The organism is Salinivibrio kushneri (assembly GCF_005280275.1).
Lineage (GTDB): Bacteria > Pseudomonadota > Gammaproteobacteria > Enterobacterales > Vibrionaceae > Salinivibrio > Salinivibrio kushneri.
Genome location: NZ_CP040021.1, coordinates 1,165,350 through 1,179,106, shown reverse-complemented (window position 1 = coordinate 1,179,106; position 13,757 = coordinate 1,165,350). Strand labels below are relative to the sequence as shown.

Annotated in this window: 9 protein-coding genes; 6 read left to right on the top strand and 3 right to left on the bottom strand. The window is 49.8% G+C overall.

Annotated elements, in window-relative coordinates; all coding sequences use genetic code 11:
• Nucleotides 1–77 precede the first annotated feature (77 nt).
• The 4 genes from FCN78_RS05640 to FCN78_RS05625 all read left to right on the top strand — a co-directional run bounded on the left by FCN78_RS05640 (nucleotide 78) and on the right by FCN78_RS05625 (nucleotide 7,408).
• Entirely contained in the window at nucleotides 78–2,084 is a 2,007-nt protein-coding gene (locus FCN78_RS05640) for a M4 family metallopeptidase (protein ID WP_077659521.1), read from the top strand.
• Nucleotides 2,085–2,276: 192 nt separating this feature from the next.
• Entirely contained in the window at nucleotides 2,277–4,079 is a 1,803-nt protein-coding gene (locus tag FCN78_RS05635; RefSeq protein WP_069362809.1) for a Na/Pi cotransporter family protein, read from the top strand.
• A gap of 121 nt (nucleotides 4,080–4,200) precedes the next feature.
• Complete coding sequence (locus FCN78_RS05630) at nucleotides 4,201–6,648, top strand: M9 family metallopeptidase (RefSeq protein ID WP_077659520.1); 2,448 nt, start codon at nucleotides 4,201–4,203, stop codon at nucleotides 6,646–6,648.
• 196 nt (nucleotides 6,649–6,844) lie between these two features.
• Nucleotides 6,845–7,408, top strand: a complete 564-nt coding sequence (locus tag FCN78_RS05625; protein WP_077659519.1) for a sugar O-acetyltransferase — start codon at nucleotides 6,845–6,847, stop codon at nucleotides 7,406–7,408.
• A gap of 164 nt (nucleotides 7,409–7,572) precedes the next feature.
• On the opposite strand, the gene FCN78_RS05620 is transcribed toward FCN78_RS05625, so the two are convergent.
• Together FCN78_RS05620 and FCN78_RS05615 are read right to left on the bottom strand one after the other, a co-directional pair.
• Nucleotides 7,573–9,063: an aerolysin family beta-barrel pore-forming toxin gene (locus FCN78_RS05620; protein WP_077522523.1), complete on the bottom strand. Its 1,491-nt coding sequence runs from the start codon at nucleotides 9,061–9,063 to the stop codon at nucleotides 7,573–7,575.
• 307 nt (nucleotides 9,064–9,370) lie between these two features.
• On the bottom strand, nucleotides 9,371–10,141 hold the full coding sequence (locus FCN78_RS05615) for a transcriptional regulator (RefSeq protein ID WP_077659518.1): 771 nt from the start codon (nucleotides 10,139–10,141) through the stop codon (nucleotides 9,371–9,373).
• Between the two features lie 332 nt (nucleotides 10,142–10,473).
• Here FCN78_RS05615 and FCN78_RS05610 point away from each other — a divergent pair, with 332 nt between their 5' ends.
• Both FCN78_RS05610 and FCN78_RS05605 read left to right on the top strand, forming a co-directional pair.
• Entirely contained in the window at nucleotides 10,474–11,523 is a 1,050-nt protein-coding gene (locus FCN78_RS05610; protein ID WP_077659517.1) for a hypothetical protein, read from the top strand.
• 123 nt (nucleotides 11,524–11,646) lie between these two features.
• On the top strand, nucleotides 11,647–12,705 hold the full coding sequence (locus FCN78_RS05605; protein WP_077659516.1) for a hypothetical protein: 1,059 nt from the start codon (nucleotides 11,647–11,649) through the stop codon (nucleotides 12,703–12,705).
• Here FCN78_RS05605 and FCN78_RS05600 read toward each other — a convergent pair.
• Nucleotides 12,702–13,619, bottom strand: coding sequence for a LysR family transcriptional regulator (locus FCN78_RS05600; RefSeq protein WP_069362570.1), 918 nt, complete (start codon nucleotides 13,617–13,619; stop codon nucleotides 12,702–12,704). The two genes, FCN78_RS05605 and FCN78_RS05600, sit on opposite strands and share 4 nt — an antisense overlap.
• Between the last annotated feature and the right edge of the window lie 138 nt (nucleotides 13,620–13,757).

Genomic DNA, 13,757 nt, shown 5'->3' with positions numbered 1-13,757 from the left:
CTCAAAAACCCGCTTGAGACGCACACGATGGATAGTAACCAAGGATTTTTAACTCGTTGTAGTATCAGGAGGACACTATGCGTAAAACGCTACTCGCTTTAACCCTTCCATTAGCGATACCTGCTCAGGCTGCCAATGTGGTCGACGCCTCAAGCTTAGATTTGAGCGCGGCATTAAATGATGATCAACCTCGCGCGATGGTGGGCTCATCGCCAGCATTAAGCTTTCGTGAAAAGTCACGCCTACAAGTGGGTAATAAAGCCTTGGTGCGCAAGCAGCAGCTACATCATGGTGTGCCTGTTTACGGTTATTCGGTGGTTGAAAATACCGCCGCACGCGGCTTTGCGCCCAGCGTTAAAGGTGACGTTGTTACTGATATCGAACAAGATATCGGTGGCACACTCCCCATGATTAATCAACAGCAGGCTATCGCGATTGCACAAGGCCAGACTCACCAAGGCAGTCAGCATTTTCACCAAGACGATGCAAACACAGAGCTTTTGGTCTGGCTGGATAAACAACAAACAGCCCGCCTGGTCTACAAAGTCGACTACCTCGCCAGCGACGATGGTCACCCGTCGCGTCCGATCAAAATTATTGATGCGAAGTCTGGCGATATTCTCGACAGCTGGGACGGCATCGCGCACCTAGAGGCGGGTGGCCCAGGAGGGAACCAAAAAAGTGGCCGGTTTAACTTTGGCCCGAGCACGCAACTCGGTGGATTTCAGGTGAATAGTCGCTGCCAAATGGACAGCCCCGACGTGAAAACCATTAATATGAATAACCGTGAATGGGGCGGAGAGGTTCATCAGTTTAATTGCCCACAAAACACCTATCGCCAAGTCAACGGCGCCTATGCCCCGATGAATGATGCGCAGTTTTTTGGTCAGAAAGTATTTGATATGTACCAAGACTGGCTTGGTATACGTCCAATTCGACAGAAACTCACCATGCGCGTCCACTACGGTCAAGGTTACGGCAATGCCTTTTGGGATGGCCGGCAAATGACCTTTGGTGACGGTAATCGCAGTATGTATCCCCTCACCACGTGGGATGTCATTGCTCACGAGGTGAGTCATGGTTTTACCGAGCAAAACTCAGGACTTGAGTACCGTGGTATGTCCGGTGGGATGAATGAATCATTCTCGGATGTCGCCGCAGCGGCTCTGGGACAGTACGTGTTTGGTGAGTTTAACTGGAAAATGGGTGAAGACGTGATGAAGCATAGCGAAGCCATGCGTTATTTCATTAACCCAAGTAAAGACGGTCGCTCTATTGGTCACGTTGACCGTTACTATCAAGGCATCGATGTCCACTTAAGCTCGGGGATTTACAACAAAGCGTTTTACCATCTCGCCACCAGCGACCAATGGAATATCAAAAAGGCCTTTAAAGCATTTGCGACAGCGAATCAGCTTTATTGGCGTCCGAATTCCAGTTTCCAACAAGGTGCGAATGGGGTTTGCGAAGCCGCTAAAGACCTTAACTACCCAGCCGGAGCAGTAAGCCAAGCCTTTGCCGAAGTGGGCATTCAACCTCAGGGCTGCCAAGGGACGGAAGGAAACCCTAAGCCAGACCCAGAGCCACAACCTGAACCAGAGATTTTGCCGCTGACGCTCGATCAGCCGGTGCAAATCCAAGGGCGTGCGGGCGCTGGTTACCAGTTCGTGGTAAAAAATGCGCCTCGCGGCACCGTTTGGCTACAAACCTATCGTGGTCACGGCGAAGTAGACTTATATGCCGCGGTAGGTCGCCCTGCAACTGTCAATGACAACGATTGCGCCTCAACCAATGCAGGCAACGAAGAGTACTGTGGCTTTAGCCAAATTCAGGGCATGGATCTGTACGTCACGGTGGTGGGGGCGCGTGACTATGCGACCAACGTATTAGCACGCCTTGACGATCGCGGGGTTGAGACCAACCGCTGTACCAATATGCCGACTTGGGGTGGATACAACTATTATCCAGCAGGCGTCACCGTTCAGTATCAAGGGCATCTATTCCAGGCCACGCAAGACAACTGGGGCATAGACCCTTTCACTAACCAATGGGTTTGGCAGTATCAAGGCAGCTGCCAAAGCTAAGTGCTCTGCGGCCGACCTTTTGTCGGCCGCTTTATTTGAGTTAACACCGTCTCACGTTACTCTAAGAGTGTGATCCCCTAGCGATTCTTCCCGTCAATGCCTCACCTAACGTCACTGCGCCACTCGCATTACAGTTTTATTGCATCTATGTTAATGATTATTGGTCATAATCTAGCAACGTAGAGGCGATAAATGCGACTAACCGCGTTGAGTCATACTTGGCAGTGGCGCTTTTTGGCCACCCTCTTATTTTTGCTGCCCTCCCTCACATGGGCAGCGAACACGGACGCGTCTTCGCTCCATACCCTCACAATGTTAATGGGGCTGCTCGGTGGCCTGGCGCTGTTTTTATACGGCATGGATAAAATGTCCAAAGCACTAAAAAACGCCGCTGGAAGCCGACTTAAAGCCTTGTTAGCCAAACTCACCACTAACCGAGTCGCCGGTGTCTTCACAGGGGCCGGGGTGACCGCAACCATTCAGTCTTCCTCTGTCACGACTGTGCTGCTCATCGGGTTTATTTCTGCGGGGTTAATGTCGCTCGCGCAAGCAACAGGCGTGATCATGGGTGCCAACATCGGGACAACCATTACCGCCCAAATTGTCGCCTTTAAAATCACTCAAGCCGCCTATCTGATGGTTGCCGTCGGCTTTTTTATTCAATTTACCGCCAAGGCCGATAAAACCAAGCAATACGGTAAAATGCTATTCGGGTTGGGATTGATCTTTACGGGGATGAACGTGATGAGTGAGGCAATGTCACCGCTGCGCGATTATCAGCCGTTTATTGATACCATGGCGAAAATGCACAATCCTTTTTTTGCCATTCTACTGGCGGCCCTGTTTACCGCGCTAGTGCAGTCTTCATCTGCCACAACCGGGATTGTCATCGTCCTCGCGGGGCAAGGCTTTATCTCCCTCGAGGGCGGGATCGCATTAGCGATGGGTGCCAACGTCGGCACCTGTGTGACCGCCCTCCTCGCCGCGATTGGGAAATCGCGAGAGGCTAAACAAACCGCCAGCGTACATATTCTGTTTAACATTATCGGGGTGTTGGTATGGCTTCCATTGATCAGTGTGTTGAGTGATTGGAGCGTCGCACTGTCGCCAAGTCATCCTGACCTCACGGGGGTTGAGCGCTTAGGCGCGGAATTGCCTCGCCAAATTGCCAATGCCAACACCCTATTCAACGTCGTCAATACATTGGTCATGTTGCCGTTTGTCGGCGGGTTTGTTTGGCTCGCCAAGAAAATCATCCCCAAAAAACCTAAGCCTGTCCCAAGTGAACGTCCGAGTGTTTCACCCAAATATCTCTCTAAAGAGCTGCTGATGACACCCGATATCGCCATGGATCAAGCCCAGCTCGAAATTGGCCGCATCGGACGCCGGGTTTGCAATATGATGAATACGCTCCCCCCTCTCACTTCTCAATTAGCCTCCCAGCAAGAGCGAGATGCGGCGACTCATGCATTAGAAAAAATCGACGAGCTTGAGCATCAAGTCGATATTTTGCACGGACATGTGCTTTTTTATCTCGGTCGATTGCGTAAAGAGCCACTCACACAAGCACAGAGTGACCGACAGATCACCCTGATTAGCATTACTGATAAACTCGAGAGCATTGCTGACCTGATTGAGGACACTTTGGTTCCTATCATGGATAAATCACTGCATGCCGAGATCGATATCAGCGATGAGATGCGGGAGACCCTTGATACGATTCAAGATAAAGTCACTCACGCACTGCTAGATAGTGTGAATGCCATTCGGCGTGGCGATAATAACCGCGCGAAACAAGTACTGCACACCAAACGTGCGCTCAACGCCCTATTAGATAAAGTGTTGGCTCACCAAGCCGAGCGCTTGATCGAGCATGATGCCAACCGTCTACAGCTATTCAGCATTGAGATGGAGTGGACTGAGTCTTTGAAACGTGTGTATACAGTGACAAAACGTATCGCCAAATTACACCTGCGCGAAAAAGACTCGCAATGATACATTACTGGCAAATTTTTAAGAGAAAACGGAACCAAGCCCTAATTTTTAGGCTTATTAAGCCCATAGTGTCGGGAAAATAGTTATAACGGCTCCGCCTAAAAACATCTAGGAGCTTGAAATGTATACACTATTTCCTTCCCGACCCAAACCGCTATCGGCACTCATTGCGCTTGCCGCCTTTAGCAGCACCAGTGCATGGGCTAGCGCTCAATGTGATATTGCCGATTTGGCGGCCAACAACACGCCGATCCAAGCGATTATGGATGCGGAACGCGGTTGCTTTACTAGCTGGTATGACACCGCGTCTATTCGATATAACAATCTCTACCAAGAAGCCTTTGTGAGTAAAGTGGCACAGCGTTTATCGCAGACCATTACCCATTATCAGGGTGATGACAGCCAAGCTCGCCAAATTGCTAATTTAGCCGAGTACGTGCGCGCGGCCTACTATGTACGCTTCTACGGTGACAAAGCGAACGCTGATTTTTCTGATGCGCTAGACGATCGCCTCGCGGATACCATCAATGCATTTTTACGCTCGCCTTACGCCACGGCAAAAGGTCGCGCCCAAACTGATGCCTTGCATGGCTTAACGCTGATGGCCGATAGCATCAAGCGCTTGCCGCAAACTTTGGACCTACAAATTCAACTGCTGGAAAACCTCAACCCAGACCGCCTAGACGACCGCCGTTACGCCGATGCGCTCAACAACCTTTTCCGTGCCATGGCAGGTCACCAGTCTCGTCAAGCCTTTTACGATGTGCTCGCCGCCGATCTCTCCTTGATTGACCGCCTTTATCAGTTCGTTGTTAATCATCCTCAGCTATCCAATAGCGACCATGGGGCGTTATTGGTATCAAACACTGTCCGCGAAATGGGACGGCTATTGATGGCCCCCCAAGCCAGCGTGCGAGATCGTGTGATTAGCCATTATCGTGATCTATTACCGCGTTTCCCGCTAGGCGGCACAAACGACGCCGTATGGGTGGGCATGGCAGAAATGGTGGATGCTTACGCTCCCGACAAGGTGACGGAATTAGGTTTGTCTGATGCCAAAGCAACACTGGAAGCCAAAGTGGTGCCTTATCGCCATCAATGTGACGGCCCGGCCATTATTCGTTCACAAAGCATGACACAAGCGCAATCGCAGCAGGCATGTGAAAGCCTGCACGATAAAGAAGTGGCCTTTCATCAAACCGTGAACTCAGGTTATCAAGCGGTCGCCGACGATCTGAACGACAGCGTTGAAGTCGTGGTGTTTGATAACCCATCGGACTACAAAACCTATTCAGCCTTTTTGTTTGGTAACTCGACCGATAATGGCGGCCAATACCTAGAAGGAAATCCTGCCGATCCAGACAACCAAGCCCGTTTTATCGCTTACCGCAATGATAATGGCCAATCGCTTTCAATTTGGAACCTCGAGCACGAGTACGTTCATTATCTCGATGGCCGCTTTAATATGTATGGCGACTTTAACGACGTACTTCGCCACGGCCACACCGTATGGTGGCTAGAAGGCTTTGCTGAATACATGGCCCATGGCGATGACTATGCCGACGCCATACGCTTGGGCAAAGAAGGCGGCTATTCACTCAGTGACGTATTTGCCACCACCTATCAGCACGATGTGAACCGCGTTTATCGCTGGGGATATTTGGCGGTACGCTTCTTGTTTGAAAAGCACCCAGAAGCTATCAATGCGTTGCTCGCAGCCGGCCGAGCTGGACACTTTGAAAAATGGTCGAACTTGGTAAAGGATTATGGTGAACAGTATGGTCCCGCATTTTCACAATGGCTGACCACGCTGGATAGTTCAGATAGCGGCGAGCCGCCTCATCCAGATCCTGATCCCGAGCCAGAGCCGGAACCAGAACAACCAGACATCACAACCCTGTCTCTAGGTCAAACCGTCACCATTAGTGGACAAGCCTACAGTGAGCACCTGTATCAAATTGACCTTACCCAACCTGCTAGCGCGCTGACATTTAGCATTGAAGGACAGGGCAATGCCGATCTCTACGTGGCGAAAGATCGTCAAGCGCACTATTACGATTTTGACGCCACCGAGTGGAACCAGACGAGTAATGAAACCGTGACCCTTAACGATGTAGAGCCAGGCCGCTATACCTTAAGTGTCACCGGGCGTGGTGACTTTACCGATGTCACCGTCAAAGTGAATGCGGAAGGCCAAGTGCAACCCGAGCCAACGCCAGAACCACAGCCTGAAACGCCAGCTGGCACCGATGACTTGCGCCCGGCTCAGCTTAACGTCGCCAGCCCCAACAGTATTAGCGTTTATCAACGTCGCTACCTATATGCCGATGTGCCTGAAGGCGCAACCAAAGCGCAAGTGTGGGTCATGGCGGACGGTGACGCGGGCGATCTGAGCGTATTCGCCGCCGAGGATTACTGGCCAACGCAAGCGCAAAATCAAGCCGTTTCAGACGTGCCGGGCAGCAACCAGTATATCGAGGTCGATTTACGTGATCAGCAACGTCTGCACCTACTGCTCACGGGCGATGGAAGCCGAAGCCAAACCGATGTGCGTGTTTACTTTCGCTGATCGCTAAGCGCTAAGAAAATGCTACCAAGCGCCACTGCCGAGTGGCGCTTTTTTGTTCGATTTCCATAGGAGGAGGAAAATAATAGAAAGAGGAAAAACGCTTAAGGAATGATTTCTGTTTTCACGCTCCCACAAACTGAGATAATGCCGCGATGACAGGCCTTGTATCACTGTTCACAAATAATAAGGAGAAACCATGACCGAATGGGAAAAGATGTGCCAAGGACTTGTCTTCGATGACAGTGATGGCTCTATTGATATCAGGCGAGACCATGCCACACGAACCTTACTGGCATTCAATCAAACAATAGAGGCGACGACAAGGCAGAAATTGCTGCGCGAGTTATTGAGTGCTATCGGCGAAGGTTCGGTGATCCAACCGCCGTTCCATTGTGAGTTTGGTGAGACCATTCGGGTTGGCAGCAATACCTTAATCAATATGAATGTCACTATGCTCGATGGCGCTCCGATCACGATTGGTCACCATGTGCTGATTGGCCCCAATACCCAGTTTTACACCCCTACCCACTCTCTCGATTATCAAAGCCGGCGCGCGTGGGAGACTTGGTGCAAACCCATCGTGGTGGAAGACGATGTGTGGATTGGCGGCAATGTGGTTATCTGTCAGGGCGTCACGATCGGGGCACGCAGCGTCATCGCCGCCAACTCGGTGGTTAAGCACGACGTGCCGCCTGACAGTCTATACGGAGGGACACCTGCTCGCCACCTCAAAGCACTGAGCAGCAAGCTAGAGGCGTGAGCAAATTCAACGCGTCAATATTGCGCCAATGAATTAGTCTATGAAAGCACTGTTCTGCAACTATCGCACAAGTTCTTGAGGTCGGACGCCCCCCAACAGCCATCTGAAAAGAAAAGCCGCACCTCTTGGGTGCGGCACGTTTGCTAACAGCTTGCTGTTTCGCCTTACTGAGCAGGCTTAATCGTCAACTCAGCATTGTCAAATCCGAGCGCGGCCAACTCATCCGAATCAAAGTTAGAAATAAGCTCCACCCCATTTACGCGATCATGGCTTGCCATCAGGGGCGCAGACCGCTTGCTACGCGTAGCGTGGTGAGAGGTAAACGATTTGGCTTGTCCAACTTCAATGGTGCCCGCATATTGAGATTCTGCATAGAAGTCGCCAGACACATACGAGTAGAAAGGACGCAAGCTCTTTCCTGTCGCCCACTGCATACTTTGCAGTCCGTATTTTTCAATGGCCCAGCTCCAGTCCCACCATTTGACTTCACCCGGGATATAGCGGTGGTGCCACTGGTAAGCAATATCGTGCTCAGGCTTACTGCTGCGTCCCATCGTAAAGGTATGTCGTGAAGTAGGACGATTTTCAGGGTGCGAATGCCATGCGTTGCCGTTCCAACGCAAGAAGCCGTCAAACGTCACGTCATAACTAATATCGGCGCCAAAGCGATACGGATAAGAAATGCTCGATCGATAAAGTTCAACGCGAATAGGGATCTCTGAATTCGCCGGAACAAATGGACGCGCTTGTAGCGTCACTTGCTCACTGCTCGAGCCACCGTTGCTGTTGGCAAAACTTTGATTCGCCTCAAATGAAATAGTGAGTTTGGTGTCGCCGACCAATGGCCACTTAAATTCGTTTTCTGTCTGTACTTTTTGCGCAAACCCATAGGTGTTGGTTTTCTCCCAATTGGTGGCTTCATCGACTTTAAGATCAACGACAACCTGTTGATCAACATCGGTATTATTACGTGCTACCGCTGAAACCGTTTTAACTAACTGGCGATCAGACTCGACCACATCACCATGCCAAAAATCGCTGTCATTTAAGGTGTAAGCAAAGTTATCCACTTTGATGGTGGTTTTATCGTCACAGCGGTAGCCATCACATCCACCATCATTGTTGCCGCGGATCAACCATTGATCGCCGGAACGCCAAACGTTCATGTCTTCACCAACGTAATCGCTGTGGTTACCGCCTACCCATGCATAACCCAGGTAATGCGCGAGATAACTCAGCGGCTTGACAAATTCACTGCGGTTATTAACCAGTGAATATTGGACATCGAGCTCAGTCCCTTCTGGTACGCTTTGCGCGGCGTAATCCGGGATCTCGCCCTCATCATTGATGGGATAACACCATGTATCTTTCGTTTGGCCGTAGTGTTTGATTTCACCGTTATAGCCGCTACCCATGATCGCCCAATCGCCTTCGAGTCCAGCGATTTGCCATTTCCCCATGCGATCCATCAAAAAGTGGCGGTGGGTACTCGCCTCGTCTGCCGTTAATGGCCGATAGTTGGCCCGGCATTGATCCTCGCCTAAGGTATCGAGCACTATTTGATCAGGGTATATGTTTGCCTGCGCGAGCCCTGCATAAACCAGTATTGATAGGCTGGACAGCGTGAGCGCGGTTACATGTGTTTTATTCGCCATTTAACGTATTCCTTATCAAGCATTAATACGAGTTATTGTGCGACTGTCATGGTGGTCGCAGCCCTTACCCTTTCATAACGAATCAATAAGAAATAATGAAAAGCATTGAATTTAATTACCCTTAAATTTCATAATCTTATCGAGTTTAATTCAAAAGTATACGGGATATTCAATGTGATATTTATTCAATGATCGGAGGAGGCTATAGCGACAAAAAATAGAGTATAGGCTCTATTTTCAGAGCCATTAAAGAGCAAAAATCCAAACATGCCATTTAATTTAGCTAACGCTAATTCAAATAAGACCGCTATTTTTCCTGTTGGAGAAATTCATCTATTTTTTGTGTCGCATGAATAATATTGAGCGGAGAGTATCGAATAAACGTGCTTCGGTGTGTCTTCTTTGAAACAAAAAGAAGAGTGGCGTACTTATATTTTTTTTCAGTATAAACAAAGCAGTTACACTGGCTGTGGGTCAAAAATTGCTCTATGGAAAAACCAAGTTCACTGCCGGGCGGGTAAAACACGTAAAGCGCCCCAATACGCTTTTGATTTAATCCTCCTCGCTGAACCAAATCACTCCACCGCCACCCATTGATTTTTCCAACCACGAACACGCTTGTCGCCACGCACAGCAGTAATGTCATCGCAATTAACAAACACTGCCGGTAGAGCGGCGCGTTACGTCGTCCTTGACTGACCGCTTGAGTTTGGGCGGGTTGTGTTTCTTTAGAAGATGCCGAGTGTTGCCCTGACGCATCATCGCTGCACACCAGATCAGCAGGAGGATAGGAGATCATACCTTCAGTTAACCGATAACCATACTTAGGAACAGTGATCACCAATGAGGCATCCGCACCAACTGCAAGCAATGCACGCCGTAGTGCACTGATCGATTTTGCTAACGATGTCTGGCCAATGTATTCATTGCCCCAACCATAACAAATCAGTGTCTTCTTGCTCACCGCCTGAGGTGAGTGTTTTAAAAGGCATTCGAGTATAAGTGTCTCGCGACATCCAATTCGTGTTGACTTGTGACCGTTGTGAAGTTTCCTTGCGACATTGTCGAAATAAATCATAGTGTTTTTCTTTTAATAATAAAACAATCAATTATTTAGTGCGATAAGCATCGTTTTATTTAGAAACAAGATCACATTTCAATAAATGATGTGATTAATCCGTTTATTTATAAAAACATTACCCCTTAACAATATAAGGTTAATGCTTGTTCCGGCTGATGCCTGTTTACACAAAATACGGTTGTTTACTATACAAAACAACGACGTGGATAGCGTGTTTTTTTCTTTTTACGTTTAAATGCTGTTTTATTGACCAATTTATCACTATGGCATTTATTGCATAATACGCTATATAATATTGAGTGTTTACTCAAAACAGGCTGGCAACAAATATGAAATATATTTATAAAGCACTCTGTATCGTCTCGTTATTGCTGTCTGCGGCAAGCTTTTCAGCCATCGGTCCTTACAGCGTGGTGTTAATTCATGGTTTTCAACCCGATCAGCTACAAAGCCGTCCAGACCGTGATCAAGTTGCCGTGGATGGCTCAGATTACTGGCAAAACTACTGGTTACAGCATGCTGATGCCCGTATCGATTGGCCCGCCCACGAGCGCATCGAAGGAAAGATTGCCTCAGATTATCTATGGCCTGCATTAAAAAGGCTTTCAGAGCAAGAAACCTGTCTGTCCGGCTGCCTTTTAGTCACCCACTCTACCGGCGACTTGGTCGCTCGCTACCTGTTAGATAATCAAGAAAACTGGCTGACCAACGCAGGGCTCGAACCTCTTAATATTGTCGGTACCTTTGACTTCGCCGGTGCGGGTGGCGGCGTTGAGTTGGCCAATATCGCGGTGAATGTTACCGAAGGCGGCGGTTGGCTTAATCATGCCATGAAAAAAGCCGTGTCACTATGGATGGGACAACTCCCCAGCAAGGGCAATATCGGCGTACTGAACGACTTGAAAGTGGCCAACGCGCGACAACTCGCTATGTGGCCTAATAACCGCGTACCGCGTATTCGTTTTGTCGGAAATGGTTCTGACTTCTTGGGGGCGACATCTCCCTTTATTCCAGGTAGTGATGATGGTGTGGTTGCCGCCCACTCCGCCTGTGGCGCTGCCGATGCCGATGCATTTGATAGCTGTTCGACCGCGATTGAGTTCGACGGCCAGTTAGATTATGTCCACAAAGGGGTTAGACGTTTTATGCCCTCGCACTATCCACTGTTGATGGGCGACAAATACAGCCACCTCACTATCTTTAACCCTTGGCACAAGGGGAAGGTGACGGCAACCGATCCAGAGCTTGTGCTCGGCGATCAGTCTCGTATCGCCGTCGAGACCGTTGACGAAGATGGCTGGTTCGGCAAGAAATACCGCTTTGTCCGTGATTCAGACCGTGACACCTTGTCAGAGCTGGTTCATGCTCTTCCACAATAATTTCGGATACACTGTGACGTCATTAACAAAGCTGCCCTTTCATCGATACAAGGGCAGTAGGACGACTGATTCGCTTTTCTTTCCTGTGCTACCGTGCCTGTAACACATTAATTAGGGGTTGCTATGACTCGACTGCTACTCGCAGTAACCTTGGTCGTATCCATTGGCATTACTGCCTACCTATGGCTTGATACTTCCGGCGCGCCGCCCACCAAAATGACGGCTGAACAGAGCATTCAACAACCATCGCCCGACGTTGCCGAATACAAGCCATCGACGCCAGCGTCTACCCCTCGAAATGCGCAACATCGTCCAGAAGAACCCGATATCGTGCAAACCTCGATGGCACCGACACTGAGCTACATTGCGGCCGACTATGCAGAGCAAATCCAGCATCCCTCCTATTCGATCCCGATTCCATCGAAGCAAAGCCCTTATCTACACTGGAATCGATATGTCTCGACGCCGATGCCGATCCTCGATGGCTCGGTAAAAGCAGCATTAAAGCTCAACCAATACCGCTACTTTTATCCGGAAAATATTCAAGCCTCACTGATCACCCCGGCCTCTTTTAATCACGCGACTGTGTCGGTCATTGATGTCGAGACTAATCGGGAATTGACCCGCCTCAATGTGACAGAGACACAGTGGAACATTGAGCCCGAAGCTGACTGGCCCATTGAGCTTCGCCTCAAAGCGGCTCTCAATTTTGACGGGGGCGACGACGTGCTCACTGCCGACTTTCGTCTTTATCAACCTATTGCGGAAGTGAAAGGGGTGAAGCCGGTTTTCGGCCGCGGGCCAGATATGGTGATACCACTGGTTTTGGATATCGACAAAAGCGGTATTTACCGAGTGCGTGCCAATCTATTTACTGCTGACGATCAACCCGTTGCAGCATTAACCAGTAAGACACGCCTCAGTGAAGGAGAGCAAACTCTGGCGCTACGCGCGTTCAAAGCCGCAATGCGCGGCTATGGCGATGAATGGCAACTGAAAGACGTGGTCATTGAGCGTATGTCTGGTTATCCCGGTGAACGGGCACAATTTGGCATCAGCCCACGAGACTATTATTCACTCGGTACTTTCGATACCAGACAATTATCCGACGAGCCCTATCAAATGAACGAGCAAGAGCGGATGCAATTGGAGTTTCTGCAACGCGCAGCGCAACAATCTTAGTCGCCCGCGACAGGCTCTGACGCCAAGCGTTCGATTTGTTCACGTGCGGTATGGATGCACTGGCGTACCACCCGAGCAGTATTGGTACGCTGCCACGCCAACACGACGTGACTCACCAAGGGCATGTCCTCAACGCTGACCACAGCAACATGGTCGCTCAGTTGCGTCGTCAATGATTCAGGCACTAGGGCAATCCCAAACCCCGCGGAAACCATCGCCGTTGCCGAATGCAATTGCGGCGCCAACGAAGCATTCGATGGCGTCAGTCCTGCCCCTTTTAACCCATCCACTAAGGCATCGTGTAATCCGGGGCCAATATCACGCGGAAACAGAATAATCGGATCATGCCCTAGTTGTGACAACGTCACGCTTTGCTGCTTGGCAAAAGCATGATGAGCAGGCACCACCAGCTTAAACGGATCAGAAAAAAGCGGCGTGTGCGCCACGTGTTCACTGGCATAACAAGGCAGGCGAAGAAAGGCGAGATCGACATCCTGCTGGCGCAAGGTTTCCACCAACGCTGGCATGGGTAACTCTATCGGTTGAAAATCAATGTCTGGATGGGATTGCTGTAACCGCCGAACAAGCTCTAACACCGCTTGGCTCACCACCGTCGAGCTGGCAAAACCAAGTCGCAGTTGATTTCGCTCCCCTCGCGCGACTTGTTTGACCCGCTGCACCGCATGATCTAACTGCGCCAAGATTTTCACCGCATCATCATAAAGCACCTGACCGGCGGGTGTTAACGCCACCCCGCGCGATAAGCGTTCAAACAAAGGCACCCCCACCTCTTGCTCTAGCTTTTTAATTTGTTGACTCAGTGGTGGTTGCGCAATGCCCAACTTTTCAGCTGCGCGGGTAAAGTGCTGGCACTCTGCCACCGTTACAAAATACCGTAAATACCTTAGCTCCATGACCTTACCTCTGAGAACTTTCTGGTATTCAGTATCTTAACACGTTTTTTATGTGCCATATCTTTTCGATATCAAAGCCAACCTTTTTTGTATTGGATGCTATCCACGCCAGCTCGCATCATAGCCATAGGTATCACG